Raw genomic sequence first — 25,835 nt, forward strand, 5'->3', positions numbered from 1 at the left:
TTAAGTTGCAGAGCTTAATCCCTTTTTTATTTTTTAGCTTTCAATGTTTGTGTTTTATATAAAAAATAAACGTATCGATGTTTATTGAAGCTGAACATTTCCGAGCATTTCTCTGGCGTGCGCTAGGGTTTGCTCAGTTAACTCTAAACCGCCAAGTAGGCGGGCGATTTCTTGTGTACGGTCTTGGTCTTTTAGTAAGTCTACTTTTGATGACGTAGCTTGGTCTGCGACTTTCTTGCTGACACGAAGATGTTGGTCGCCTTGGGCTGCAACTTGCGCCAAATGAGTAACGCAAAATACTTGGCCCCGTTGACCAACGGAACGCAGCATGCGGCCAACCACTTCAGCAATACCACCACTAATACCCACGTCTACTTCATCAAATACCAAGGTTGGAATAATTGATGTGTGAGCGGTAACCACTTGAATGCCTAAGCTGATCCGAGACAGCTCACCACCAGACGCCACTTTACGTAATGGTTGAGCAGGTTGGCCTGGGTTAGAGGCAATCATGTATTCAATGTCTTCAAAGCCATTTGCAGTAACTTGGTTAAGCGGTTGGCATTGAATGAAGAAACGCGCATGTGGCATGCCTAGCCCATGAATTTGTTCCTCGACTTTTTGCGCCAAATCATCTTTTGTCGTGATACGTTTTTCCGTTAGGGTAGTCGCAATGGCGGTTAGTTTTTCGTACGCTTGCTCTTCTTTTTCTTTTAGAGATTCTAAACTTTCTTCACTGCCTTGCAGTCCGGCTAATTCTTCTTCAACGCTTTCTCTGAGTATCAAGAGTGCGGCCGGTAAGAGTTTGTGTTTACGTGCAGTATCGTATATCTCTGTTAGTCGCTGCTCTACATCGGTCAAGCGCTCAGGGTTTTGTTCAAGTGTGTCTTGGTAGTGGTGTAAACTGTCTGCCGCTTCTTGTGCTTGGATTAAAGCCGCATTCATCATCTCTAATGCACTTTCTAGTTCTTTAGTGGCAGGGCGAATTTGGCTAGCACTATTAAGCGCTTGATTCAGTAATGAACAAACATTGCCTTCGTCGCTGTCTATCAAAATGTTACTGGCGTCGTAAGCTTTTAGTTGAGAGTCCGCAATATTGGATAAGAATGCTTGTTCGTTCTCTAGTGACTCAATTTCACCTTCTTTTAAATCTAATTGCTGTAGCTCTTGAGCTTGATAGGATAAAAGCTGAATTTTTGCATTTTGTTCAGAAGAGCGATTTTGTTGTGCTGAAAGCTCTTCTTTTAGGTGCCGCCAAACGCTGAATTGCTGACTGACACTCTTACTTAATTCAGTTAATTGACCGTATTCATCTAGTAATTGTCTTTGTGCGTTCTTTTTAAGTAAGGATTGATGTTCGTGTTGACCATGAATATCAACAAGGTAACTTCCAACTTCTTTTAAATCACTAAGAGTGCAAGGACGACCATTTATGTAGGCTTTTGATCTGCCTTCTTTGCTAATGACTCGACGTAGGATGCAGTTGTTTTCTTGTTCTAAGTCTCTTTCTTCCAGCCACTCATATACGTGAGGGTATTGGTGTATATCAAAACTAGCACTGATATCTGCTTTCTTTTCACCATGTCTGACAACGGCAGCATCCGTTCGGTTACCTAAACAAATTGACAAGGCATCTACCATGATAGATTTGCCTGCACCGGTTTCACCGGAAATCACGGTCATGCCTTTTTTGAACTCTAGTTCTAAAGAGTCAACAATGGCGAAATTGGATATAGCAATGCTAGTCAGCATAAATGGCTCCGAAAGAGAGAATATATTTATATGGTTATTTATACAGTAGTTTGAGGTTTTTTGACAAGTCTAGAGTGTATATTTAATTTTTTGCTTGATAGTAGAATTAGTTGAAAAGAGACTATATTCAATATAATGAGGGAAATACTGAATACCAATTCTATAAGGATAAAAGAAGTAAGCGCGTCATCTTGTAATCAATATTTTCAAATATGTTACCTATTTTATAATGTTAGACGTTTCTGCTCAGAGGAAAAATATGAAGTTTTGGTCTAGATTTAAACGTCAATATGCACTGAATTACTTGATTTTTCGTAATGGTCTTTGTGTAATTTTTGGACTTAAAAGGACACATCTAAAGAACCCATTCTTATTGAAAATTTCCATCCAAGAAGAAGTAAATGCTTTATTGGATGGTCAATTTAAAGATGCAAAACTTAAGAAGATGTCCCCTCAGTGGAAGGATGTTGGTTGGCAGGTTGAAAACGCCGCGAAGCAGAGCGCTTTAATAATGCAATGGTGTGATGAAGAGGATTTAGAAGAATATTTCAATCGCGTATTACTTGAAATTGCAAATTTAGCTGAGTTTTATCGAAAAAATGAAAGTGAGGAAAGTGGATACGCATTAGGGACAGTGAGAGAGATTGAAAATTTTTTCATTGCTATGGCTAAGAAGAATCGATAAAAATTTGATGTACATCTCTTGATGTAAACAGAAGCATTTTTTAACTACAACCTTCGAGTAAAAAAATGGCGTCACTGCCTGCATGTATAGCGGTAATGCGATTATCCATATCTGTTTCAAAACGAATGCCACGATTTTTGTCTTCATTCCACCATGTTAAATATCGTGCATTTGGACCTAGATATTCATGGGGGTCGTCATTAAGGCCAATAGGGTAAAGCTTGTGTACGAGCGCTGCACTATCACCAACTCGTAACCCTGTATCCGTAATGATTTCTATAATTTTATGGTTATCAACATCCTCGTAAATAGAGAGGCGCTCAATAATGCCATCTAACAGCATAACGGTTAATTCTTTGGGGTGATTGTTTAAGGTGAAGGTTTGGCACTCATTACCGGTATTGTAAGACGTTTCTTTATTAGTGTGATTAAAAGAGATAGATGATTTCACTTCATTTAATGTCATACCAACTTGAATAACACCATAACCATATGGGCTTAACACGTTATTATCGGCCTTACACGCCCAACTTAGAGTGAGTGTTATGGCTATTATGAAGAAGGTTTTCATGCTCAATTTGTCCCTCTTGATGCTACTGATTAGTGTTGACGATATGTTTTGACAGTTGGATTTTAGTATAGCAATTTTTAGGTATTAGAAAGATATACGAAGAATAACCTTAATCAAAAGGACATATTTCTTTTCATATAATTATTCTAGCCATTCTTTTACTTGTGATGTTTGAGGTATTGAACCTGTATGAACGAGTGTTTCATCAATCACGACGGCAGGTGTGCTCATTACGCCATAAGACATAATGGCCTCTGGACTGGCTTCTTTGTAGACAGAAACAGAGACGCCTTGCTCATTTGCTATCTTTTCAATTAATTCAGCTGTTTTAATACATTTCGCACAACCGCTACCAAGTACCTTGATGATTTTCATGTATTTATCCTTTATAGAAATGGAGTGAAGAAGTTAAATAACCAACCGATTAATGTAAAAGCAATCAAAAGTAATGCAAATAATATAGCGAGTAATTTCCACTGCATTACTTGCTTAAGTAAAATGAATTCAGGGAAACTGGCTGCAACCGTACTCATGCAGAACGCTAATGTTGTACCAACAGGTAAGCCATTAACAATGAGGCTTTCCATAACCGGAATAACACCGGTTGCATTAGAGTAAAGTGGTATCCCAAGTAATACTGCAGCAGGTACAGACCACCATTGACCATCACCTAAATGTTCCTGAATCCATCCATCCGGAACAAAACCATGTAGAGCAGCGCCTAAACCAACACCTATAATTACCCACTTCCAAACGCGACCAAAAATTTCAAACGATTCCGTTTTTGCAAACTGATGGCGTTCTTTCAATGACAACTTTTTGGCTTCAGAGGTTGTATCGGTTAATTCTTGTGAGTTTTTTTGCCCTTTGGCTAATGCTTTCGCTGCAAAAGATTGTAGCCATCTTTCTGCTTTAATCGTGTCTAGGAATAAGCCACCTAAAATACCAACAGCCATACCTATAAGAATATAGAGTGCTGTGAATTTCCATCCTAATAACCCTATCAATAATAGTATCGCTACTTCGTTAATTAGTGGCGAAGTGATGAGAAATGACATGGTAATCCCGAGTGGGATGCCGGCAGAAGTGAATCCTAAAAAAATAGGAATGCTTGAACAGGAGCAAAATGGTGTGATAGCTCCAAAACTTGATCCCATGAAGTAGCCTATTCCACGATGCTTTCTCGCTAAGTAATCACGCACGGTTTCTACATTGAGTGAGGCTCTCATCAGGGCTATCACGTAAATCATAAAAATGAGTAAAGCGAAAATTTTGCTCACATCTTCAACAAAGAAGTGTATGGCATCACCTAGCTTTGTATCGGGCGATAACCCTAGAATGTTATAGGTTAACCAACTGGCAAAATCAGTAAAAATGCCTAGCATGATTTTGGTTCCCTTAATGAGAAGTAGCGTTTTAATATGTCATTAAACAGATTTATTTTCATTGATCTATGTGACCTTTTTTTAAATAAAATTATTTAATTTAAGCCTAGTCTATAGCGGCTTCTCTGGTGGGGAAAGGCGTGGTCATAAGATGCTAGAAAATATTGATCTATTCATTTTTTAGTGTTTTTTTCGAATATGAGTCAATGGGTAGGATTCTGGCGAAAGAGGTGTTTCATCTTATATTGGTTATTCTTGATTAACTAAAACGAAATTTAAGATCAAGTAAATGTGGTATAATTTAAAACTTAGTTATTGATATTGTTAGATTTTTTTGAAAAGGAAGTGGTTTTTTTAAACCAGATGTATGGTTTTCTTGTTGAAATTAGGGAGTTGTTTTCAATGAGTATATATTTTTTATTAATTAAGAGTAGGTAAATATGGCTTCATTTTTAGATAGTGTTCAAATCGGATTTGATATGGCGACTAGCCTGACGATTGTCGGTGCTGCAGTAACTTGGTTTATCAGGCAAAAAAAGCAAGCAGCAATAGATAAAGAACGGGGTATAAGTCAGCAGGTTAAATCAACAGGTTTGCAAAAAGTGCAGACTGTTTTGCTTGAGACTGAAAATAGCTTTTCTTCGTTAGTGACTAATACTCAAAAATTCGAAAAAATGATTGATAATAGATTTCAGAAGCATGCTGAAAAGCCATATAGAAAATTGAATTTAGCACTCACTAATGACGAAGGATTTTTCGATAAATCTGTTGATTTATTAGAGGGCATTAGAAAAGAGCTCGGTGGTTTCTATGAAATGATTCAGGTAAGACGATATAGCTTGATACCGTTATTAGACTCTATTAATGATGGTGAAAACTATGTTTCTATATTTCAGAAAAATATAGACGATGTAGGCGAGGCTCATAATAACGTTGGATCTAGTAACCTCTCTTTGCTAAAAGAGTTGAAAGGGCTTATTGATATGATTAATGAAAAATATGACTTTAAGCCAGATTCCATTGACGATGAGCAACTAAAGTCTCTATATAGTTCAGCTATCGATGACTCTGATATTTTGGATAAGATTAAGTCGATTTTATTTGATGAAGATTATTTTGAATGGTTATCAAGCTTTGTTAGTGAAGGAAGTGAGACTGCGTATCTTGAGAAAGTTATTCGATCAAATGAAATAGAAGATCGTGAACTGTTCCACAATGTATTAACAAACTTTATCGTTGCTCTTTTTAAAAGAAATATTGAGTTGATTTCGACTGTTTTAGTTTCTGCTAGCTACAATGTTATGAATGCAAGAATTGAGTGTAAGGATATATTGATATCTTTAAGTGCAATGTCTCATAAGTTAGTAGTGAACAATGATGTTGAACCTTTGATTGCCGTCATTGAAAAATATAATTCAAATGAGTATTTTTCTAGAGATAGATCTATTCGATAAAAATGACTAAAAACTAATTTTTAGTCATTTTTTAGAATGATAAAAAAAGCAGACTTAACAGTCTGCTTTTTTGTTTATTGCTGAACTTTTCTTGTCCTAGCGTGCGGACTATAAGGTTAACCCATACGTTGGGCGGAATAGCTACCAGGTGACGCTGGGAATACGACGGTTTTTGCACCATTCTGAAAAACACGACGACGCACGTGTGCATGAACTGCTCGAGCCAGAACGGAGGATTCAACTTCACGCCCCATACTTACGTAATCTTCAATAGATTGAGCATGCGTCACACGTATTGTTTCTTGTTCAATAATTGGGCCTTCATCAAGATCCGCTGTTACATAATGGGATGTTGCGCCAATTAACTTCACGCCTTTCTCAAACGCTTGTTTGTAAGGGTTTGCGCCTTTGAAAGAGGGTAGGAAAGAGTGGTGAATATTAATGATACGACCAGACATTTTTTGACACAAAGTGTCAGACAAAATTTGCATGTAACGAGCGAGTACAACAAGCTCTGCGCCGCTTTCCTCTACCAAATTAAGTAATTGGGCTTCTGCTTGTATTTTATTGTCTTTAGTCACATTAATGTGATGAAACGGTATGTCATTGTTCACAACAAGCTTTTGATAATCCAAGTGATTAGACACCACGGCGACGATCTCGATTGGTAATGTACCGATGCGACTACGATATAGTAAATCGTTTAGACAGTGCCCGTAGCGTGACACCATGATCAGAACTTTCATTTTTTCTTCTTCGCCGCGGAAATCCCATTCCATACCGAAGTCATCAGCAATTTTACGAAAATCACTTTCAATTTCTTCTCGTCCAACACCTGTTTCGCTAATTAGGCTAATACGAGTGAAGAAGCGATCGGTGTTTGTATCATCGAACTGAGCACTGTCTGTAATAGTGCAGCCTTTCTCAGCTAAAAAACCAGAAACGGCGGCAACAATTCCGCGTCGAGAAGGGCAGGTAATGGTCAAACAAAATTTAGACATTTAAATGTTTCCAAAAAATCAGATTGGATAGTAGTGTTGAAGCGAATACCACGGTATCTTTTGTATAAGTATGAGCAATAGATACGGTGTAATTGCATTCCAACATCAATTGTATCATTGGTTGTCTGATAATGTTTGAGCTACCAACGACAGACACTCCCTTGTCTTTCAAGTCCTCGATCAGAATTTTTATTTAGGTAATGTAGCTTCAAGAGCACGGCTTAACATTTCGACCATTTCAGTTAGTTGCTCTTCTGTTGCAATAAACGGAGGCGCTAAGAGTATGTGATCACCATGCTTTCCATCACGAGTTCCACTACCCGGGTAACAAATTAAGCCTTCAGCCAATACTGCTTTTTTGAATTTAGCAGAAATGGCCAGACCTGGTGAGAATGGCGTTTTGGTTTTCTTATCCGCAACTATTTCGATACCACGGAATAAGCCACGGCCGCGAAGATCACCAATGTTTGGGTGATCACCAAATTTAGCTTCTAAGGCATTTGCTAGAAATTTACCACGAAGCTTTACTTGGTTAATAAGGTTGTTATCAAGCATTTCTCTAACAACGGCGACACCTGCTGCTGCAGCAATTGGGTGGCCTAAGTAGGTGTGACCATGTTGAAAGAATCCGGAACCATTTTTTATTGTGTCGTAAATGTGGCTGGTACATAGCATGGCGCCAATTGGTTGGTAACCTGCGCCTAGGCCTTTTGCGATACACACTATGTCGGCTTTTATGTCTTCTGCTTCATGGGCAAATAAATGCCCAGTGCGACCCATACCACACATTACCTCATCAAGAATAAGTAAAATTCCGTGTTGATCGCAAATTTCACGAACACGTTTGAAGTAACCCGGTACTGCAGGGACCGCGCCTAGAGTAGCGCCTACAACAGGCTCTGCCATAAAAGCAATTACCGATTCCGGCCCAAGGCGTTGGATTTCAGTTTCTAGATCATTTGCGACTCGTTGTCCGTATGCTTCAAGGCTTTCATCGTTTGGGCGTTCTGCGTATTCGTAGCAAGGTGCGATGTGGCTCATCTCAACAAGCATCGGTGCGAACTTTTCACGACGCAATGCATTGCCGCCAGCAGACAATGCACCTAATGTGTTGCCATGATAACTTTGGCGACGAGCAATGATATGACGGCGTTCTGGTTGGCCTAATTCGACAAAATATTGACGAGCCAGTTTTATTGCAGATTCAACCGCTTCAGACCCACCTGATACAAGGTAAACACGATCAAGATCACCCGGTGCATTCTCAATTAATAGATCCGCAAGTGCTTCTGCGGGCTCGGTTGTGAAAAAACCTGTATGAGCAAAAGCAAGTTTACCTGCTTGATCTTGGATGGCTTTAATTACGCGAGCATTTGAATGGCCAAGGCAAGAAACAGCAGCACCACCGGAACCATCAAAATAGCGTTTGCCATCTTTATCTATTAAATAACAACCATCGCCAGCAACCGTAGTTGGAAGTGTTACGTGACAGTGTCGTGGAAAAACGTGACTCATACAAAAGACCTCTAAGCGGTTAGGCTTGTTTAAGTTGTTCTATCGTTCTAATTAAAGCAGTGATTGATGCTGCGTTATCTGCGTGTTGTATTCCGTCGGATGTAACCAGGCTGTTTTCAAAACCTACTCGAACGGAACCACCTTGAACTGCTGCGTTTGCTAAGCAGGCATGTTCTTGTGGACCGAAGGAACAAACCATCCAGTCGGTAATATCAGGCAATGCTTTTCGAAACGGAATAAGGTCATCAGGGGTGGATACTTGGCCTTCAGTGTAACGCCCAAGAACAAATAAAACGCTGTTTTGTGTGGCTTTTACAATACCTTGCTTTTGCCATTCAAGAAGTAGCTCAATATCGTCTGTGTTGTAAAGAATGTGCTGAACTTTTGTATTGTTCTCCGCGCAAATGTCGTAAACCTTTGGTGCAAGGATTAAGTCTCGTGCCATTTCACGTACAGAAATAGAAGCCCATTTAGGTTGCAGTTCTTGTAAGCATTTGAATTGATGTGGAACATCAAAAATACCTGCGGCTTCTGTCGTTATTTGTACTTGCAGATTAGGCAGTTGTATTGCTAATTCGCTGGTGGCCTCTCGGTAAAGTCCCACATCTAATGAGTGATCACCTTTGGCGTCTCGTACATGAAGATGTAAACCGTCGGCACCTGCCGCATAGCAGCTAGCGGCTGTGATGATGAGTTCTGGAACGGTTACTGGTAAAGCTGAATGATCTCCTTTACCACGTCTTGCGCCGTTAGGTGCCACCATAATAAATGGACGAGTCATAATGTTAGACCTTCATATGTGAGCTGGTTGAATCGCATAAAGCCCCAATCGTTATAGTAACGCTATAAAACGTTTGAGCAATGTCATTATGACCCAGAGTAATGTATCTCAATCGGTCAAAATCATGTTGGCGATGTTGGTATTAATTAAGAGTATTAATTTTGCATTAATTACATTCTTAGTCAATAATCCATATAAATAACATTTGTTATTTATATGGATTATTAGGGAACCGTATTATGGATCCAACGCTAAAAAATAAAATTCTTACGAATCTTAATAAAATGATACCTGAGTTACCAAAAGGTCTTCGAACCATAGCCAAATACATTATAGATCACCCATCGGATTTTGGATTAGATCCAATCAGAGAAACCGCTCAAAAGGCTGGTGTTAGCACTTATACGTTAATTCGCTTGGCTGAAAGGGTCGGTGTGGCCAGCTATGATGAATTGAGAGAGCCTTTTCGTTTGTCATTGGTTTCTGCTGCGGCCAGTGTCGATCAACCGCTTTGGATTGAAGGATTAAGGGAACGAGGTGAGCTTGGTAAAATTCAGGCGGATGCTACGGTTAATAGTATGGCAATCGTTCAGCGCTCGTTAGAGCATTTAGATTTAGACCGAATGCAACGAGTGATAGATTTACTTTTGGGGGCTAAGGGCGTTTATTTAACCGCTGTGCGGGCAAGTTATGCAATGGCGTTTTATTTGCATTATGTTGGGCGAATGGTGTTGCCTTCATTACAGCTGATTCCTAGGCACATGGGCAGTGCTATTGATGATCTGCATATGGCGGGAAAAGGGGATGTAATGATTGCTATCACGCTGACGCCTTGCTCACGGGAAACGATTGAGGCTTGTCAGTTCGCCCAAAGTAAAGGTATCAAACTCATACTTATTTCAGATACCGAAATCGTATCACCAGAATTTAGAGCGGATGAAACCCTAATAGCATCTATTTTATCGACGCATCATTTTGGCTGCTATACCGGCATGATGGCGGTTATAGAGACGCTGTTGGCAATGTTGATGGCTCAGGGTGGGGATGACGCACAAGAGCGGATCGACTCTTATGAAAAACTTCGAAATGAAACGAATGCCTATTGGGTAGCCCCAAAAAAACATTAGTTTTTATTTTTATAGTGATTCGATAGAATCATGATGATTAATAATAAGTTAGCCTGTTTGGAGGGCGTTTTTAATATGTCTTCATTGCCAATAAAGCACCAGCCTGCACAAAATTTGGATACGGTACTCAAAGCGATTTCTGACATATATACGACCCTAACGCCGCAACTAAAAAAAGCCGCAGATTACGTATTGGAAAACCCTATCGACATCGCACTTTTACCAATACGAAAAAGCAGTGAGGCAGCGGGAGTAACCCCTTCGGCTATGACTCGCTTAGCTAAAGTGCTGGGTTTTGAACGTTACAACAATTTTAAAAATATCTTTAAACAGGCTGTTCATACAAAAGCGCCTGTTAATTACGGTAGTCGAGCGCAGTTATTACAAGAAGTATCTGAGGCTAACCCTAGTAATAAAGTATTTCAAGAATTCGCAGAATGTGCTTTTAAAGACCTTGAGCACCTTTTTAATGACGAAACATTAACAAAGCTACAATTGGCAGCGGCAATGATTCTGAAAGCTAAGAATGTTTTCGCTTTAGGCTTTAGAGACGCATTTGCTTGTGCTCACCACTTTGCCTATGTAGGGAGTATGGCGTTTCCTAACTTCCGTCTTATTCGGGGTTATGACGGTAATTTACTCAGTGATTTAGTGAAAATAACACCGGATGATATTGTTGTTGTTTTTGGGTCTGATTCGTATGCAATTGAAACCGTAAATTCTATTGAAATGATTAAGGGGCAAGGAGCTCATATCATTGCTATTACTGATGACCTACGTTCCCCTCTAGCAGCAGGCGCGGACGAAGTCTTTATCGTAGAGACAGATACACCTCACTTTTTTCCGACTATTTTATCTGTGATTGCTTTAGCAGAAGCCTTATTGTCTGAATGTGTGACACTGGGTGGTCCTCCAATAGTTAAAAACATTAGCAAATTTGAAAATGACCTTCGTCGAGTTGGTGCCTACTATTCTTTGAAGTAGTCATTGGTTGATGGCAAGGTAATCATGCCATAAAAATATACGAAAAGGCCGACTTATGTTAAGTCGGCCTTTTTTATTCAGAAACAGAAAAACTAATAACGATTATTTCAATCTTACTATCATGGTTGAGGCTGGCGATGTACGTGCAATTCGTGAGGCATTTGGCCCCATCAAATTATCCAATACATTGGGTTTATGCGCGCCCAGTACCACTAGGTCAACATTAAGTTTTTCAATATTTTTTAATACTTGTTCGTAAACGACACCGACCTTTATCACCGTATCTACGTCTTCTCTGTCAGGCAGAGTGTCTTTTATAAGCGTATTGAGTGTTGTGTTTGCTAGCTCTACCGCTTTACGTAAGGTTCCTTCTTTGAAAAAAGAACCAACCCAAGACGAACCGTAATCAGGTATGACTGTAATAACAGTAAGCTTAGCGTTATTAAGGCTGGCCTGTTGATCGGCCTCAAGCAATACTCCCGCTGAGTCTATAGGATGAGTCAAATCTATGGAGCAAAGAACGTGTTTCTTCATGCTGAAACCTCTGTTGTTACTAGCTCTAGTTTACGTCGACGGCGCACTTGAAGGGCAATTACGCCCATAACAAGTAACAGAGCGGGAATGTAAAAAAGCTCTTTTGGTGGGCGATCAGTTGCCACTTCAAGCTCAACTACTTCCCAATCAAAGTCGATGCCTAGAGATTCTGATGGGCCGCCAAAACTGATGTCATCGACATAGAATGTGCCTTGTTCATTCCGAAGCGATATACCTGCTTCATCTAGTAAACGAGTCTCTCCACTTTCGCCTTTAGGTCCCATCGGTAAAAGGTAACGAGCGTCAATCTTTTCACCATATAGATCTTCACCTAGTAAGCGTACTCGTAGCGAGCTATCGCTGTTCGCTTCTGTTGCCATTTCAATGACAGTGTTACCCGGGCGAGTCTCGAATTCTGGCGCCAGTTGATTTAAGAAAAAACCTGGCTGGAATAACATGAAGGCAGCAAATAATAATGCAGCACTTTCCCATATTTTAGACTTGATTACGAAGTAGTTCATCGTACCCGCTGCAAACAATAGCATGGCAATCAAAGCAAAGACGAAGACGAAAATAGCTTGTATTGGCCCAACGTTAATCAGTAGCAGATCTGTGTTGAAGATGAACAAGAAAGGCAATAACGCGGTACGAATCGAATAAAAGAAAGCTTGGAAGCCTGTTTTTAAAGGATCACCCTTAGAGATTGCTGCCGCTGCAAAACTTGCTAAACCAACAGGAGGTGTTACATCGGCCATAATACCGAAGTAAAAAACAAACATGTGGACGGCGATTAATGGAACAATCAAACCATTCTGAGCACCTAACTCCACAACTACGCCAGCCATTAAAGATGAAACGACGATGTAGTTTGCTGTTGTTGGCAACCCCATTCCCAAGACGATGGAAATAAGTGCAACAAAGAACAGCATGGCTAATAGGTTACCACCAGAGAGAAATTCAACGAATTCCGCCATGACTTGTCCAATACCTGTCAGTGTTACCGCGCCAACGATAATGCCTGCAACACCCATTGCCGCGGCGAGTCCTATCATGTTACGAGCGCCAGCAATCATGCCTTCTGAAATATCGACTAGACCTTCTTTTACGTGGCGAACAATGTCTGTTTGGCCGCGAAAGTAGGCTTTCAATGGGTTCTGTGTGAGCAAGATAAATAACATGAATATAGTTGACCAGAAAGCGGACAAGCCTGGTGACTTACGCTCAACCATAAGTAAGTACATCAGCAACATAATTGGCATTAAATAATGAATGCCTGTTTTGAAGATTTCTTTAGTTGGCGGTAAATTCTCAATAGCGTCCAGACTCATGTCTAAATCTGGGCCTTTTGCAGCGAATCGCACAGCGGCGATGTAGCCTATTAGCATTAACCCCAAAATTATCCAAATGGATAGACCTCCAACTGCGGCACCTAATGCTCCAACGGCTAGGCCGGCGAGATAGAGTGAGCCACCGAAGAAAATAATTGACAAGGCAATAATCAATATTGCAGCCAAGATGATTTTCACAGGGTGAGTCGTCGATGTGGTTGTCATGCCCATTTTTAATGCTTCTAAATGGACGATATAAACCAATGCTATATATGAAATAGCGGCAGGAATAATGGCTGTTTTCACTACTTCAACATAAGAAATGCCGACATATTCTGTCATTAAGAAAGCAACAGCGCCCATAACAGGAGGCGTCAGTACACCATTGATAGAAGAAGACACCTCGATTGCACCTGCTTTGGTTGCAGGGAAACCAACTTTCTTCATCAAGGGGATTGTAAAGGTACCTGTAGTAACAACATTGGCAATAGAAGAGCCAGACACCAAACCTGTTGCTGCAGACGCAATAACAGCCGCTTTCGCTGGACCACCACGTAGATGACCTAAAGAGGCGAAAGCAAGTTGTAGAAAATAGTTACCAGCACCGGCTTGATTTAACAAAGAACCAAATAAAACAAATAAGAATACAAAGCCTGAAGAAACGCCCAGAGCGACACCGAAAACGCCTTCACTGGTAAGCCACATGTGGCTCATTGCTTTTTCAAAAGACGCGCCTTTCCACTGAACTATTTCAGGTAAGCCACTCCAAGATCCAAAAAATACGTATGCTAAGAAGAAAAGAGCAACACCCATTAAAGGGAAGCCTAATGATCGTCTTGCAGCTTCAAGTAATAAAACAATACCAATACCAGCGATGACTAAGTCAGTCATATTGGGTGCGCCAGTACGATTCGCAATCCCTCTGTAGTCCCACCATAAATAAGACGCAGCGACGGCGCCAACAATGGCAATTAGCCAAGTGATTTTTCGAATATGCAGGCGTGGACTGGATTTAAACGCGGGAAAAGCAAGGAATGCCAAAATAACGGCAAAACCAAGGTGGATAGAGCGTGTTTGGGTGTCATTTAAAACACCGACGCCGATCATGTAAGGTAATGGCGAAGCGATCCATAATTGATAGACAGCCCAAATAAGAGGTAAATACCATAAAACGGCCTTACCAAAAGGATCTTGAGGTTTACGACCACCGACGTCGGAATCACCGACTATATCGTCGAGTTCGTTATTGTCTAACGTTTTTTCAGACATGAATTTGTTCCTGGAGGTAGGGGATAAAATAAATGCCTGCCAGCATAGTGCTGGCAGGCATTTATCAGGATGAACTAATTATAAGGTTGAATTATAACCAGCCACGTTCCTTGTAGTATTTTACAGCACCTGGGTGTAGTGGAGCGCTCAGGCCATCTTTAACCATGTTCTCTTCTTGCAACGTTTTGAAAGCTGGGTGTAGCTTTTTGAAATCAGTGAAGTTGTCGAAGATAGATTTAACAAGAACGTATACAACTTCATCAGAAGTGCTTGCGTCTGTTACGAATGTCGCTTTTGGTCCCCATGAAGCAACATCTACTTCATTACCAGGGTATAAACCTGCTGGGATTGTTGCAGCAGCATAGGCCGCATTTTGGCTTAGTACTTTATCTGTGCCTGATGTGGTCAAATCAAGGATTTTAACATCACAAGTAGATGTTGCTTCCATAGTTGAACCGTTTGGTAAACCAGCAGCCCAGATTGCAGCGTCGATTTTACCATCACATAAAGCAGAAGCTTGTTCTGATGATTTAAGCTCAGCAGCTAAAGAAAGGTCAGAAGGTGTAATTCCAGCGGCATCCATTAATACTGCAGCTAATACGCTAGTACCAGAACCAGGGTTACCAATGTTTACACGTTTACCTTTCATGTCAGCAACAGAATTGATGTTTGCATCTTTACGAACCATAACGTGCATTGGCTCTGAGTGAACAGAGAAAACTGCGCGTAGATCGCTATAAGGCTCGTCGTCTTTAAATGCACGAACGCCTTCAATTGCTGCAGACTGTACATCAGACTGAACAATACCAAAATCTAACTCACCGCCACGAATAGTTCGAGTGTTATAGACAGAGCCACCAGTAGATTCTACTGAACAACGAACACCGTGGTCTTTACGTCCTTTATTTACTAAACGGCAAATCGCGCCGCCAGTAGGATAATAAACACCTGTTACGCCACCAGTACCGATAGTAATAAATTGTGAATCGGCAGCTTGAGCTGGAAGAGATGCCGTTAATCCAATTGATGCCGCTATAATTGCTGTGGCAAATGTGCTTGATTTCAACATTGTTAGTAACTCCTAGTTTGCATTTTTTGAACGCTTTAAAAAGATGGCTTATGACATCTTTTTTCACATTGTAGTTTAGTATTAATAACACCGTTAGTAAAATTAATGTATTTAATTCACATTGTTGATAATACAAATGTATCAGTTAAGAGTGGAAAATACTTATTTCCGCTTCTTATTAGTGCGATGTGTTTCTTTATTCTCTTTTTATAGAGATAAAAAGGTTTCGCAGGTATGAATAGACTTTTTTAATTAATGGCGTAAATGAGTAAATAGTATTCGTTATTTATAGCGGCGTTGTGCTGTTTATTTTTCCACGTTTTTGGATAAAAACTAGACCCAAAAAACACTGGCTATAACCTAATATCCCAACGGATTTAATCGACTTAATTTATTCCATGAAAATAATATGGATTTAGTGTTGAAAGGCAAAAAGCAGCCCCCATATAACCAGCACAGAGAAAGAATAGTTTCTGTTATTTGGAGTGCACGATGAGTGAACAGCAAAAAAATCCTAACCTAGAAACGGAGCAAGATTTGAAAAGCGAAACGCAAAATGAATCAGTAGAAGGTCTTTTGGAGCCAGAAGTAGACGCTTTAGAAGATGTTGTTGAAAACGACGAGTTAACCAAAGCATTAGAAGACGTGGCTCAATATAAAGAAGCCGCACTTCGTGCACAGGCAGATTCACAGAATGTGCGTCGCCGTGCAGAGCAAGACGTTGAAAAAGCCCATAAGTTCGGTGTCGAAAAATTCGCAAAATCAATTGTGAACGTAGCTGACAATCTTGAACGTGCTTTAGCGTCAGAAGAAGCGACAGGTGAAGCCGATCCCCTTCGTGAAGGTGTTGAGTTAACTCTAAAAGATTTAATTGAGACCTTGGCGCGTTTTGAGGTGAAAGCAGTCGACCCACATGGCGAACCTTTCAACCCTGAATTGCATCAAGCTATCACTATGGTACCTAACCCAGAGTTAGAACCTAATACAGTAATGGATGTTGTTCAAAAAGGTTATACGCTTCATGGCCGTATTTTGCGTCCGGCAATGGTAGTGGTTTCAAGCGCTGCATAATAAGATGTCATTTTTTTGACACCTAGCGCTTGAAATGCTCAGAAGCGTACCCAAATATAGAAACATCAACGAAACAAACGAACTAATTGGAGATACAAACCATGGGTAGAATCATTGGTATTGACTTAGGTACAACGAACTCTTGTGTTGCTGTACTAGATGGCGAAAAAGCACGAGTTATTGAAAATGCAGAAGGTGATCGTACTACTCCTTCTATTGTAGCTTTCGCAGAAGACGGAGAGGTGTTAGTAGGTCAATCTGCTAAACGTCAGGCTGTTACTAACCCAACAAATACTTTGTTTGCGGTTAAGCGTTTGATCGGTCGTAAATTTAAAGATGATGTTGTACAAAAAGACATCTCTATGGTGCCGTACAAAATTGTTGCCGCTGATAACGGTGATGCATGGGTAGAAGTAAAAGGCGAGAAGAAAGCGCCACCACAAATTTCAGCTGAAGTTCTTAAGAAAATGAAGAAAACAGCAGAAGACTTCTTGGGTGAGAGTGTAACTGAAGCGGTTATCACTGTTCCTGCCTACTTTAATGACTCTCAGCGTCAAGCAACAAAAGATGCTGGTAAAATTGCTGGTCTAGAAGTTAAACGTATTATCAATGAGCCAACGGCTGCTGCTTTGGCTTACGGATTAGATAAAAGTACTGGTGATTCTACTATTGCAGTTTTTGACCTTGGTGGTGGTACATTTGATATCTCTATCATTGAAATCGCTGATGTTGATGGTGAAAAACAATTCGAAGTATTGTCTACAAATGGTGATACGTTCCTAGGCGGTGAAGATTTCGATATGCGCGTTATCGAATTCTTAGCGAGCGAATTTAAGAAGCAATCTGGCATCGATCTACATAATGATCCATTGGCTCTACAGCGTTTGAAAGAAGCGGGTGAAAAAGCAAAAGTTGAGTTGTCTTCTTCTACTCAAACAGAAGTTAACTTACCTTACATCACGGCGGATGCAACTGGCCCTAAACACTTGAACGTTAAATTGACTCGTTCTAAGTTAGAGTCTTTGGTTGAAGATCTTGTGATTAAATCTCTTGAACCATGCCGTCAAGCGTTGAAAGATGCAGACCTAACTGCTGCAGACATCGACGACGTTATCTTGGTTGGTGGTCAAACACGTATGCCATTGGTTCAAGCGAAAGTAACTGAATTCTTCGGTAAAGAGCCACGTAAAGATGTAAACCCTGATGAAGCTGTTGCGATTGGCGCATCTATTCAAGGTGCTGTATTGGCTGGTGACGTAAAAGACGTACTTCTTCTTGATGTAACGCCTTTGTCTCTAGGTATCGAAACAATGGGTGGTGTTATGACTGCCTTGATTGAGAAAAATACAACGATTCCGACTAAGAAATCTCAGACCTTCTCTACTGCTGAAGATAATCAGAATGCAGTAACTATTCACGCAGTACAGGGTGAGCGTAAACAAGCGTCTCAGAATAAATCTCTAGGTCGTTTTGATTTGGCTGAGATTCCACCAGCACCACGTGGTGTTCCACAAATCGAAGTAAGTTTCGATATTGATGCGAATGGTATCTTGAGCGTATCTGCAAAAGATAAAGCAACTGGTAAAGAGCAGTCTATCGTGATTAAAGCGTCTTCAGGTCTTAGCGACGAAGAAGTGGAAAAAATGGTTCAAGACGCTGAAGCGAACGCTGAAGAAGATCGTAAGTTTGAAGAGCTTGTACAAGTTCGCAATACAGCTGACGGCATGATTCACGCAACTCGTAAAACTTTGACTGATGCCGGTGATAAAGCGACAGAAGAAGAGAAAGCAGCGATTGAAACAGCGATTACTGAACTTGAAGAAGCGCTAACATCTAATGATAAAGATAAAATCGAAGAGAAAACCAATGCGTTGACTCAAGCATCTGGCTCTTTGGCTCAGAAGATGTATGCAGAAGCTGAAGCGGGTGCAGAACAACCTGCTGAAGGCGAGCAAGCTTCATCTCAGGATGATGCGGTTGATGCAGAATTCGAAGAAGTAAAAGACGATAAAAAATAAGCGTTAAACCTTATTTTTCCCCTTCGGGGGCTGTTTTCAGAAAGCACGGTTTTAGAACCGTGCTTTCCTGTTTACACTCTTCTCAGTTAGCAATTTTATGATTCAGATTTTATAAATTCAGATTTTATAAATTCAGATGTTTTAATTTAGACTTTTCAATTCGGATTTTTCAATTCAGGAATGCCTGCGATGAGCAAAAGAGACTATTACGACGTTCTTGGGGTGGCCAAAGACGCGGATAAGAAAGACATCAAAAAATCTTATCGCTCCTTAGCGAATAAGTACCACCCAGATAAGAACCCAGATAACCCAGAAGCTCTTGAAAAATTCAAAGAGTTAGCTGAAGCCTATGAAATACTGTCTTCTGATGACAAACGTGCTGCTTATGATCGTTTTGGTCATGAAGGCGCAAATGGTCAGGGTGGTTACGGTGGCGGCGCAGGAGCTGGCGGTTTTAGTGATATTTTTGGCGATGTGTTTGGCGATATTTTTGGCGGCGGTGGTGGTGGCGGTCAAAGCCGTACACGTCGTGGTTCCGATTTACGTTACACATTGGAGCTTGATCTTGAACAAGCTGTTTGGGGATGTGATGAAAAAATTCGCATACCAACTTTAGTTAACTGTAAGCCTTGTAGTGGTTCTGGTGCCAAGAAAGGTTCAACGCCAAAAACGTGTGGTACTTGTGGTGGCGCAGGCCAAGTTCGCATGTCACAAGGTTTTTTCTCTGTTCAACAAGCATGTCCAGAGTGTCACGGACAAGGTCAGGTTATTTCTGATCCGTGTCCTGATTGTCATGGACAAGGCCGTACACAGGAATATAAAACACTTAATGTTAAAATTCCTGCGGGTGTTGATACGGGTGATCGTATTCGTTTGTCTGGTGAAGGTGAAGCTGGTGCTCAAGGTGGTCCATCCGGTGATTTGTTTGTTCAGGTTTCTGTTAAACCTCACAATATTTTTGAGCGTGATGGTGCAAACTTGTACTGCGAAGTGCCAATCAGTTTTACTACAGCGGCATTGGGTGGGGAGATAGATGTTCCTACACTAGATGGCCGTGTACGTTTGAAAGTAACGCCTGAGTGTCAGACTGATAAGCTGTTCCGTTTACGTAATAAAGGCGTTAAGCCTGTTCGTGGTGGTCCAGTGGGCGATTTGATTTGCAAGGTTGTTATTGAAACACCTGTGAATCTTACTGCTCGTCAGAAAGAACTATTTACTGAGCTGTCAGAAAGTATGGGTGAGGGCACAGACCACTCACCTAAACAGAAAAGCTGGTTCGATGGTGTAAAACGTTTCTTCGACGATATTAAAAAGTAAACGATTTACCTTGCTCAGCAAGATAAAAAAGGCGCCTATTTGGCGTCTTTTTCTTTTAGTAAATATTCTATGTGATTGCGCAATAAGTTTGCCGCGTTGGTGAAGCTTTTATTATTTGGAATAATAAAGTCAGCTTTAGAGCGGATATCAATTGTTTTCAACGATGCTTGACGTACATGACGCATGTATCGGCTTGTTACTTCATTTACATTGCGGCCACGCTCGGCAATGTCTCTTTTTAGTCTACGTACAACGGCTATGTCCATATCTGTATCAACAAACAAAAGGAAATCAACTGCATCTCGTACTCCTGGATCCTGAAACATCATGTGTCCTTCCACTAGAACTACGTGTGTTGGATCTAGGTTACGATAGCCTACTCTTTTATGCTGAGAGTGATCATAAACAGGTATTTCATTTGGCTGCTGTCTGTTTTTACAGTTATGAATCGCAAGTGTTAAGCTTTCAAGGTCAAGCGAGCTTAAGTCATCAAAGTTGTAAACATCAGGATCTATGCTGCCACAACCATTATAAAAATTGTCTTGGCAAAGAATTGTGATGCTTTTATCTTGGCCTTCAGCAAGTAGAGAACAAAGTCGGCTTTTTCCACTACCTGATACGCCAGTAATGCCAATAACAAGTGCCATGTTTTACCTCAGTAAATAAAGTTATAGTGCTCCTTGAATTGAAGGAGCTTATAGTGTTGTATTATATATCAGGTTTCATCTTTTGTGCCTGTTAAACTGGAAGATGATACGCCATAGGGAAATTATTAATGCTTAGAAAAAATGCTCCAGCTTTGACGTTGTGGATGCTAGTTCTTTTTTTTACCATAACGGCTTCTGTTAAAGCTGCAACAGCAGAAGAACCACGCTTTTCTGGTACTGCCGAATTATTTGGACTACCTCTTAATAATTTGCATTTGTCTAAAATACAAGAAAAACTTAAAAGCATGGGCTTGTATAGTTACCCTTCTTATAAAACTGGCATTGTGAGTTATAGTTTAGGGTCAGAAGGTATCTTAGGTGTTACCAACGCTACCATTTACTCCAATACGTCTAATTATATAACGAAGGCTTTATTGTCTGGTGTTGTGCAAAGTAAAGAGAGCCGCCAAGCGTTAGGTGAGGTGTTGACAACAAAGTATGGTAAACCCTCTGCTGGATTTTTATCCGAAGGAATTGGTAGGGCTAAGTGGTTTTTTAAAGAAGGTACTATGATTGAATTTCATAATAGTACGTTTGACGTCTCTATTTTATATGTAGATGAACAGCCAAAAGTAGCGTCTCGATCTGGAAAAATTGATGTGGAAGCTCTGTCTCGTAAAAATAAGTAGCTTTTTTTTATCTTGTTGTGAGTAATATGGTTAATTATTTATGTTTATTTTTGATCTTAACCTTCGTTTAGCCTATTTTATTCAACCACATCTTCAAGATGCTTCTTTAGCATTAGTCGCCACCTGTTTGGTAATTTATGGTGGCAAAATCAATGCTGTTTTGAGAACCTTGGTGTCGTCTTGGGTCTTTATTGGCAGAGTGATCGCGTTTATTCTAATGTGCACTTTTGGGTATGGACTGCTGACGCTTTGGGGGCAGCCATTAGTCTATTGGGGGATTACCCGAGTAGATTTAGTTTATCGTCCAGTTTTATTGTTTTTTTGTTTCTGTCTTTTAGGTGTTTTAGCAGAAAGAAAACGGCATTTATAAAATAATTCATGAAATTTCCTATCGGATTACGTTGCCAAATTACAAAAAAATCATAATATCTTAATGCTAATGTCGTCGGATATTGTGATTATGTAATAAAGTTTCCAAGCCTTTCTTTTTATTTCGTTGTTTTTATAAAAAATCATTCTAAACGTCCGTTTTTAAAGCTTTTTTGTAGTCTTCTTACAATTTGTTTTTGCTCTTCTACGGCGTTAAGCTGCGTCCATATTATAATTAAACAGCGTTTTTTTTGGGGCAAAAAATGACAAACACTTGGTTGCAAACACTTTCGCAAGCTGAATCTATGATTCCTCTTTTAGGCCAATTGGGTCGTGAAAAATCAGTAAAAGTTCAGTTGGCAGGAAAAACCTTAATGGCTGATTCTGTTACTGGATTAATGACTGTTTTTGATCAGCACCCTGAGTTAGATCTTGTGCAAGTCCATCAATTGTTAGAACAGATATTGGCTAGCAATGCAGAGCAATCTATCGTTGAGTTGGAAGCCTTGATTACGGAATCAGATGTAGCTGCTGTCTTATCAAATCAAGCTAATGACGGCACCGAAACTCCTGTTGTTTTATATGGTTTTGGTCGTATTGGTCGCTTACTGGTTCGTCGTATGTGCACACTTGGTCACACAACCCCTGGTATGGCGTTAGCCGCTATCGTGGTTCGTAAGGCATGTGATAATGATTTATCTAAACGTGCAAGCCTACTGAAATACGATACTGTTCATGGGGTTTATGATGGTTTAGTCAAAGTGGATGAAGTGAATCAGTCTTTAATTATTAATGGTTCTGTGGTGAAAATAATTTATGCCTCAGACCCTGCTGAAGTGAATTACCAATCTTATGGTATCGATCATGCATTGTTGGTCGATAATACCGGGCGCTGGCGTGACCGTGATGGTTTAAATGTTCATTTGAATCGCCCAGGTATTGATCGTGTTGTATTAACGGCGCCTGGTAAAGAAATGAAAAATATAGTGTTTGGGGTTAATGATAACGATATCACGGAAGATGATCGTATTGTGTCAGCCGCGTCTTGTACTACTAATGCGATTACGCCTATTTTATCCGTACTCGAAGATAGATTTGGTATTGAATCTGGTCATGTTGAAACTGTACATGCTTACACTAACGACCAGAATTTGATTGATAATATACATAAAGGGGATCGTCGTGGTCGTGCTGCAGGTATGAACATGGTGATGACGGAAACAGGCGCAGCCAAAGCTGTTTCAAAAGCTATTCCATCTTTAGAAGGCAAGTTAAGTGGCAGTGCGATTCGAGTGCCTGTGATTAATGTTTCTATTGCTGTATTAAGCTTAAACCTTAAATCTGCAGCGTCAGTTGACGCAATTAATCAGCTTCTGAAGAATGCATCGATTAGCCCTGAATTAACAGGGCAGATTGGTTACAGCGATTGCGCTGATGCTGTGAGCTCTGATTTTATTGGCTCTCAGCAAGCTGGTATATTGGACTCGTTGTCGACCAAGGTACGTGGTAATCAAGCGATTCTGTATGTTTGGTACGATAATGAATATGGCTACAGCTGTCAGGTTGTGCGTTTAATGGAGAAGTTAGCGCAAACTACGGCGGTTGCTTTAACACAACTTGAAGATAAGGCCGCTTAGAATTACTCAGGTACATTCGTTGTGTTTTAGTAAAGCGGCAACCTAGTTCGTCGTTTTACTATCTTAATTAAGCTACATACATAGTGATGTAGCTTATCAGGTTATGTTCCTTGTTTAATTATCGAGTAATAGCTTTACCGAAATCGCTAAGCACATGATGATCACCATAGGGCGAATTAGTTTTGCCCCTTTGGTGATGACAAGGCGTGAGCCGATTTGTGCACCAAACCATTGCCCAATCCCCATTATTATTCCTAACGCCCAAACAAGGTGGCCGCTAAAGGCAAACATCGCCAAAGATGCTAAGTTGCTGGTCGCATTTAACACCTTGGTGTGAGCGGTAGCCGACACAACTGTTAATCCCATAAAACAAAGATAAGCTGTCGAAAAGAACGCCCCTGTTCCTGGACCGATTAAACCATCGTAAAAACCAATGCCGGTGCCAATGAAAAGTGAAAATTGCATGTTAGTCAGCGAGAAACGACTCGCAATATAAGGCTGAACTTTAGGTAAAAAGAAAAAGAAGATCGCAACGGCAATCAGAATAATAGGAACGGCTTTTAGTAGTAACGCACTGTCTAGATAGGATACTAACAGAGTGCCTGTGATTGCTCCGATTGCTGTCATGAATATGGCAAACCACATATCAGACAGTTTTACCTGACCTTTTTTAATAAAATGGTAAGAAGCAGAAACGGTGCCTGCGCAGCCTTGAAGTTTGTTAGTCGCGAGTGCTTCTGCAGGAGATAAACCGGCAGCGAGTAATACGGGAACAGTAATTAATCCTCCGCCTCCAGCTATAGCATCAATAACACCGGCGAGGAAGGCAGCGGCAAAAAGCGCAAAATAGACCCAAATTGATATGTCGTAAAAAACCAAGTCCATAAAGGCCATAAAACCACTGTTCCTATTGTTTATTTCTTACGAAAAGAAAGACTGTGCACGAAAGTGCTGACGAACTTTTAGTAGACCAAAAAAAGCCCACCTAAGCAACGGCTTAGGTGGGCTGATAAGTATTTTCAGTAATGTTTCTTAATGCACTTTGGTTTCTAAATATTTTTCGAGCTCAGTAACTTCTGCTTCTGTAAACTCGAGCCCTAACTTACTACGACGCCATAAAATGTCTTCTGCTGAACGAGCCCATTCATGCTCAATTAAATAATCGATCTCCACTTGATATAAATGGTTGCCAAAGTTCTGTCCAAGTTCTTTTGCCGAGCGAATGTTGTTGAGCAAAGTGTGGGTAAGTGTGCCATAGCTATTTGCAAAACGATGCGCTAGGTGAGCCCCAATGAAAGGGTAGTCTTGTTGAAGTTTCATTGTAAAAGCATCCAGTGGCATGTCTAAATTTCCGCCTGGTAATGGTTTACTATGAGTCCAAGCTGGGCTTAAATTGTCAAAGTAAGGCTCGAGTTTGCGCATCGCAGACAAGGCCAATTTACGATAGGTAGTAATTTTCCCGCCAAAAATACTAAGTAATGGCGCTTGGTCATTTTGGTCATCTAGATGCAGTGTGTAGTCGCGAGTAACAGCAGAAGGGTCTGATGACTCATCTTCTAGTAATGGACGGACGCCAGAATAGCTCCAGACTACATCATCTGGAGAAAGCGTTTTTTTGAAATGATCATTAGCGACGGCAAGAATGTATTGAGTTTCCTCTTCGCTAATTGCGACCTCATTCGGGTCTCCTTTATATTCAACATCCGTTGTCCCTAATAAGGTGTAGTTCTCACGGTATGGGATTGCAAAAACAATGCGCTTATCCGTGTTTTGCATAATGAACGCATTCGAATGCTGATGAATCTTAGGTACCACAATGTGACTGCCTTTGATCATACGGATACCGTAAGGGGCTTTTTGTTCTAACTTAGTTTCAATAAATGAAGATACCCAAGGCCCAGCGGCATTCACTAATGCTTTTGCTGTGATATTGTGAATTTCCTTGGTGACTTGATCTTCTAAAGCTATATGCCACTGATTTTCTACTCTTTTAGCAGAAGTACAGCGCGTTCGAGCAAATATCGAAGCACCGTTTTCCTGTGCGCTCAAGGCGTTAGTAACTACTAAACGAGCATCATCAACCCAGCAATCGGAATATTCAAAACCTTTGGTAATATCCGCTTTTAGTGGACTATCTGTACCGTACTTTACACCCTTTGAGCCTAACAAGGTTTCACGTTTGCCTAAGTTGTCATATAAAAATAGACCAATGCGAATAAGCCAAGCAGGACGCAAATGCGGTCTATGTGGCATTTGAAAGCGCATAGGTGTGACAAGGTGAGGGGCAATTTTGAGTAGAACCTCACGCTCTGTTAAGGCTTCTTTTACTAGGCGAAATTCGTAATGCTCTAAATAGCGTAGGCCGCCATGAATTAATTTACTGCTCGATGATGATGTGGCGTGAGCAAGATCTCCCATTTCACAAAGGCCAACACTTAGGCCTCGTCCTGCTGCATCCGCTGCAATGCCAGTGCCGTTGATTCCACCGCCAACAACAAATAGGTCAAAATGGGAGTTATTCATGTGAAGCCTCATGATTAAAATGCAAAGTTTAATGTTCGAAAGTGAAAATTTATGTTCGATACTAAACCTCAATGAGGGTCATGACAAGATTACATTGTGAAATTTTGAT

The 25,835-nt window shown here is 40.5% G+C and carries 24 protein-coding genes; 10 read left to right on the plus strand and 14 right to left on the minus strand.

Annotation, left to right across the window (positions count from 1 at the left end; translation table 11 throughout):
- Positions 1-81: 81 nt before the first annotated feature.
- The gene (recN, locus tag IF202_RS00240) at positions 82-1,752 is read right to left on the minus strand and encodes a DNA repair protein RecN (RefSeq protein WP_191592869.1); all 1,671 of its coding nucleotides are present in this window, start codon (positions 1,750-1,752) and stop codon (positions 82-84) included.
- A 259-nt stretch (positions 1,753-2,011) separates the two neighbouring features.
- Between recN and IF202_RS00245 the strand changes: the two genes are divergently transcribed.
- A complete protein-coding gene (locus IF202_RS00245; protein ID WP_191592870.1) occupies positions 2,012-2,437 on the plus strand; it encodes a hypothetical protein in 426 nt (141 codons plus the stop codon).
- Between the two features lie 40 nt (positions 2,438-2,477).
- On the opposite strand, the gene IF202_RS00250 is transcribed toward IF202_RS00245, so the two are convergent.
- The 3 genes from IF202_RS00250 to IF202_RS00260 form a co-directional block, all read right to left on the minus strand.
- A complete protein-coding gene (locus tag IF202_RS00250) occupies positions 2,478-3,014 on the minus strand; it encodes a hypothetical protein (protein WP_191592871.1) in 537 nt (178 codons plus the stop codon).
- A gap of 135 nt (positions 3,015-3,149) precedes the next feature.
- Positions 3,150-3,383 (minus strand): thioredoxin family protein, encoded by a 234-nt coding sequence (locus IF202_RS00255; protein ID WP_191592872.1) that lies wholly within the window; start codon positions 3,381-3,383, stop codon positions 3,150-3,152.
- Positions 3,384-3,394: 11 nt separating this feature from the next.
- Positions 3,395-4,393, minus strand: coding sequence for a permease (locus tag IF202_RS00260; RefSeq protein ID WP_191592873.1), 999 nt, complete (start codon positions 4,391-4,393; stop codon positions 3,395-3,397).
- A gap of 440 nt (positions 4,394-4,833) precedes the next feature.
- On the opposite strand from IF202_RS00260, the gene IF202_RS00265 reads away from it, so the two are divergent.
- Positions 4,834-5,847: a hypothetical protein gene (locus IF202_RS00265; RefSeq protein WP_191592874.1), complete on the plus strand. Its 1,014-nt coding sequence runs from the start codon at positions 4,834-4,836 to the stop codon at positions 5,845-5,847.
- A gap of 116 nt (positions 5,848-5,963) precedes the next feature.
- Here IF202_RS00265 and purU read toward each other — a convergent pair whose 3' ends face one another.
- Genes purU through IF202_RS00285 form a run of 4 tightly spaced genes read right to left on the minus strand, consistent with a single transcriptional unit; the run spans position 5,964 to position 9,144 of the window.
- On the minus strand, positions 5,964-6,848 hold the full coding sequence (gene purU / locus IF202_RS00270; protein ID WP_191592875.1) for a formyltetrahydrofolate deformylase: 885 nt from the start codon (positions 6,846-6,848) through the stop codon (positions 5,964-5,966).
- Positions 6,841-7,020, minus strand: coding sequence for a hypothetical protein (locus tag IF202_RS17755; protein WP_407943805.1), 180 nt, complete (start codon positions 7,018-7,020; stop codon positions 6,841-6,843). The genes purU and IF202_RS17755 overlap by 8 nt, the downstream gene beginning before the upstream one ends.
- Before the next feature lie 17 nt (positions 7,021-7,037).
- On the minus strand, positions 7,038-8,363 hold the full coding sequence (locus IF202_RS00280) for an aspartate aminotransferase family protein (RefSeq protein ID WP_191592877.1): 1,326 nt from the start codon (positions 8,361-8,363) through the stop codon (positions 7,038-7,040).
- Between the two features lie 19 nt (positions 8,364-8,382).
- The gene (locus IF202_RS00285; protein WP_191592878.1) at positions 8,383-9,144 is read right to left on the minus strand and encodes a BKACE family enzyme; all 762 of its coding nucleotides are present in this window, start codon (positions 9,142-9,144) and stop codon (positions 8,383-8,385) included.
- 239 nt (positions 9,145-9,383) lie between these two features.
- On the opposite strand from IF202_RS00285, the gene IF202_RS00290 reads away from it, so the two are divergent.
- Positions 9,384-10,271 carry a MurR/RpiR family transcriptional regulator gene (locus IF202_RS00290; RefSeq protein WP_191592879.1) on the plus strand — a complete coding sequence of 296 codons (888 nt, stop codon included), beginning with the start codon at positions 9,384-9,386 and terminating at the stop codon, positions 10,269-10,271.
- Positions 10,272-10,346: 75 nt separating this feature from the next.
- A complete protein-coding gene (locus IF202_RS00295) occupies positions 10,347-11,255 on the plus strand; it encodes a MurR/RpiR family transcriptional regulator (protein ID WP_191592880.1) in 909 nt (302 codons plus the stop codon).
- A 102-nt stretch (positions 11,256-11,357) separates the two neighbouring features.
- On the opposite strand, the gene IF202_RS00300 is transcribed toward IF202_RS00295, so the two are convergent.
- The 3 genes from IF202_RS00300 to IF202_RS00310 form a co-directional block, all read right to left on the minus strand.
- Positions 11,358-11,789 (minus strand): universal stress protein, encoded by a 432-nt coding sequence (locus tag IF202_RS00300; protein WP_191592881.1) that lies wholly within the window; start codon positions 11,787-11,789, stop codon positions 11,358-11,360.
- Complete coding sequence (locus tag IF202_RS00305; RefSeq protein WP_191592882.1) at positions 11,786-14,386, minus strand: TRAP transporter permease; 2,601 nt, start codon at positions 14,384-14,386, stop codon at positions 11,786-11,788. The genes IF202_RS00300 and IF202_RS00305 overlap by 4 nt, the downstream gene beginning before the upstream one ends.
- 91 nt (positions 14,387-14,477) lie before the next feature.
- Positions 14,478-15,455, minus strand: coding sequence for a TAXI family TRAP transporter solute-binding subunit (locus IF202_RS00310; protein WP_191592883.1), 978 nt, complete (start codon positions 15,453-15,455; stop codon positions 14,478-14,480).
- Positions 15,456-15,947: 492 nt separating this feature from the next.
- Here IF202_RS00310 and grpE point away from each other — a divergent pair, with 492 nt between their 5' ends.
- The 3 genes from grpE to dnaJ all read left to right on the plus strand — a co-directional run bounded on the left by grpE (position 15,948) and on the right by dnaJ (position 19,861).
- Positions 15,948-16,526, plus strand: a complete 579-nt coding sequence (grpE, locus tag IF202_RS00315; RefSeq protein ID WP_191592884.1) for a nucleotide exchange factor GrpE — start codon at positions 15,948-15,950, stop codon at positions 16,524-16,526.
- Between the two features lie 101 nt (positions 16,527-16,627).
- Entirely contained in the window at positions 16,628-18,544 is a 1,917-nt protein-coding gene (gene dnaK / locus IF202_RS00320; RefSeq protein ID WP_191592885.1) for a molecular chaperone DnaK, read from the plus strand.
- A 189-nt stretch (positions 18,545-18,733) separates the two neighbouring features.
- The gene (dnaJ, locus tag IF202_RS00325; protein ID WP_191592886.1) at positions 18,734-19,861 is read left to right on the plus strand and encodes a molecular chaperone DnaJ; all 1,128 of its coding nucleotides are present in this window, start codon (positions 18,734-18,736) and stop codon (positions 19,859-19,861) included.
- A 35-nt stretch (positions 19,862-19,896) separates the two neighbouring features.
- Here dnaJ and IF202_RS00330 read toward each other — a convergent pair whose 3' ends face one another.
- On the minus strand, positions 19,897-20,508 hold the full coding sequence (locus IF202_RS00330) for a uridine kinase family protein (protein WP_191592887.1): 612 nt from the start codon (positions 20,506-20,508) through the stop codon (positions 19,897-19,899).
- Between the two features lie 128 nt (positions 20,509-20,636).
- Here IF202_RS00330 and IF202_RS00335 point away from each other — a divergent pair, with 128 nt between their 5' ends.
- From IF202_RS00335 to IF202_RS00345, 3 genes are all read left to right on the plus strand, one after another.
- Entirely contained in the window at positions 20,637-21,197 is a 561-nt protein-coding gene (locus IF202_RS00335; RefSeq protein ID WP_191592888.1) for a uridine kinase, read from the plus strand.
- Between the two features lie 40 nt (positions 21,198-21,237).
- The gene (locus IF202_RS00340) at positions 21,238-21,567 is read left to right on the plus strand and encodes a DUF3392 family protein (RefSeq protein WP_191592889.1); all 330 of its coding nucleotides are present in this window, start codon (positions 21,238-21,240) and stop codon (positions 21,565-21,567) included.
- A 262-nt stretch (positions 21,568-21,829) separates the two neighbouring features.
- Positions 21,830-23,203 carry a glyceraldehyde-3-phosphate dehydrogenase gene (locus IF202_RS00345; RefSeq protein WP_191592890.1) on the plus strand — a complete coding sequence of 458 codons (1,374 nt, stop codon included), beginning with the start codon at positions 21,830-21,832 and terminating at the stop codon, positions 23,201-23,203.
- A 114-nt stretch (positions 23,204-23,317) separates the two neighbouring features.
- Here IF202_RS00345 and IF202_RS00350 read toward each other — a convergent pair whose 3' ends face one another.
- Both IF202_RS00350 and glpD read right to left on the minus strand, forming a co-directional pair.
- Positions 23,318-24,097 carry a TSUP family transporter gene (locus tag IF202_RS00350; protein ID WP_328797177.1) on the minus strand — a complete coding sequence of 260 codons (780 nt, stop codon included), beginning with the start codon at positions 24,095-24,097 and terminating at the stop codon, positions 23,318-23,320.
- Between the two features lie 138 nt (positions 24,098-24,235).
- Positions 24,236-25,726 (minus strand): glycerol-3-phosphate dehydrogenase, encoded by a 1,491-nt coding sequence (gene glpD / locus IF202_RS00355; protein WP_191592891.1) that lies wholly within the window; start codon positions 25,724-25,726, stop codon positions 24,236-24,238.
- Positions 25,727-25,835: the final 109 nt, after the last annotated feature.

It is taken from the genome of Marinomonas colpomeniae (assembly GCF_014803385.1).
In the GTDB taxonomy this organism is placed as follows: domain Bacteria; phylum Pseudomonadota; class Gammaproteobacteria; order Pseudomonadales; family Marinomonadaceae; genus Marinomonas; species Marinomonas colpomeniae.

Bases quoted from the DNA above. Each gene is read 5' to 3' on its own strand.
- IF202_RS00345 (WP_191592890.1), top strand. From the start codon at position 21,830: ATGACAAACACTTGGTTGCAAACACTTTCGCAAGCTGAATCTATGATT.
- glpD (WP_191592891.1), bottom strand. From the start codon at position 25,726: ATGAATAACTCCCATTTTGACCTATTTGTTGTTGGCGGTGGAATCAAC.
- IF202_RS00280 (WP_191592877.1), bottom strand. From the start codon at position 8,363: ATGAGTCACGTTTTTCCACGACACTGTCACGTAACACTTCCAACTACG.
- IF202_RS00260 (WP_191592873.1), bottom strand. From the start codon at position 4,393: ATGCTAGGCATTTTTACTGATTTTGCCAGTTGGTTAACCTATAACATT.
- dnaK (WP_191592885.1), top strand. From the start codon at position 16,628: ATGGGTAGAATCATTGGTATTGACTTAGGTACAACGAACTCTTGTGTT.
- IF202_RS00340 (WP_191592889.1), top strand. From the start codon at position 21,238: ATGTTTATTTTTGATCTTAACCTTCGTTTAGCCTATTTTATTCAACCA.
- IF202_RS00335 (WP_191592888.1), top strand. From the start codon at position 20,637: ATGCTTAGAAAAAATGCTCCAGCTTTGACGTTGTGGATGCTAGTTCTT.
- IF202_RS00330 (WP_191592887.1), bottom strand. From the start codon at position 20,508: ATGGCACTTGTTATTGGCATTACTGGCGTATCAGGTAGTGGAAAAAGC.
- IF202_RS00305 (WP_191592882.1), bottom strand. From the start codon at position 14,386: ATGTCTGAAAAAACGTTAGACAATAACGAACTCGACGATATAGTCGGT.
- grpE (WP_191592884.1), top strand. From the start codon at position 15,948: ATGAGTGAACAGCAAAAAAATCCTAACCTAGAAACGGAGCAAGATTTG.
- IF202_RS00245 (WP_191592870.1), top strand. From the start codon at position 2,012: ATGAAGTTTTGGTCTAGATTTAAACGTCAATATGCACTGAATTACTTG.
- purU (WP_191592875.1), bottom strand. From the start codon at position 6,848: ATGTCTAAATTTTGTTTGACCATTACCTGCCCTTCTCGACGCGGAATT.
- IF202_RS00295 (WP_191592880.1), top strand. From the start codon at position 10,347: ATGTCTTCATTGCCAATAAAGCACCAGCCTGCACAAAATTTGGATACG.
- dnaJ (WP_191592886.1), top strand. From the start codon at position 18,734: ATGAGCAAAAGAGACTATTACGACGTTCTTGGGGTGGCCAAAGACGCG.
- IF202_RS00310 (WP_191592883.1), bottom strand. From the start codon at position 15,455: ATGTTGAAATCAAGCACATTTGCCACAGCAATTATAGCGGCATCAATT.
- IF202_RS00300 (WP_191592881.1), bottom strand. From the start codon at position 11,789: ATGAAGAAACACGTTCTTTGCTCCATAGATTTGACTCATCCTATAGAC.
- IF202_RS00285 (WP_191592878.1), bottom strand. From the start codon at position 9,144: ATGACTCGTCCATTTATTATGGTGGCACCTAACGGCGCAAGACGTGGT.
- IF202_RS00290 (WP_191592879.1), top strand. From the start codon at position 9,384: ATGGATCCAACGCTAAAAAATAAAATTCTTACGAATCTTAATAAAATG.
- IF202_RS00255 (WP_191592872.1), bottom strand. From the start codon at position 3,383: ATGAAAATCATCAAGGTACTTGGTAGCGGTTGTGCGAAATGTATTAAA.
- IF202_RS00350 (WP_328797177.1), bottom strand. From the start codon at position 24,097: ATGGCCTTTATGGACTTGGTTTTTTACGACATATCAATTTGGGTCTAT.
- IF202_RS00265 (WP_191592874.1), top strand. From the start codon at position 4,834: ATGGCTTCATTTTTAGATAGTGTTCAAATCGGATTTGATATGGCGACT.
- recN (WP_191592869.1), bottom strand. From the start codon at position 1,752: ATGCTGACTAGCATTGCTATATCCAATTTCGCCATTGTTGACTCTTTA.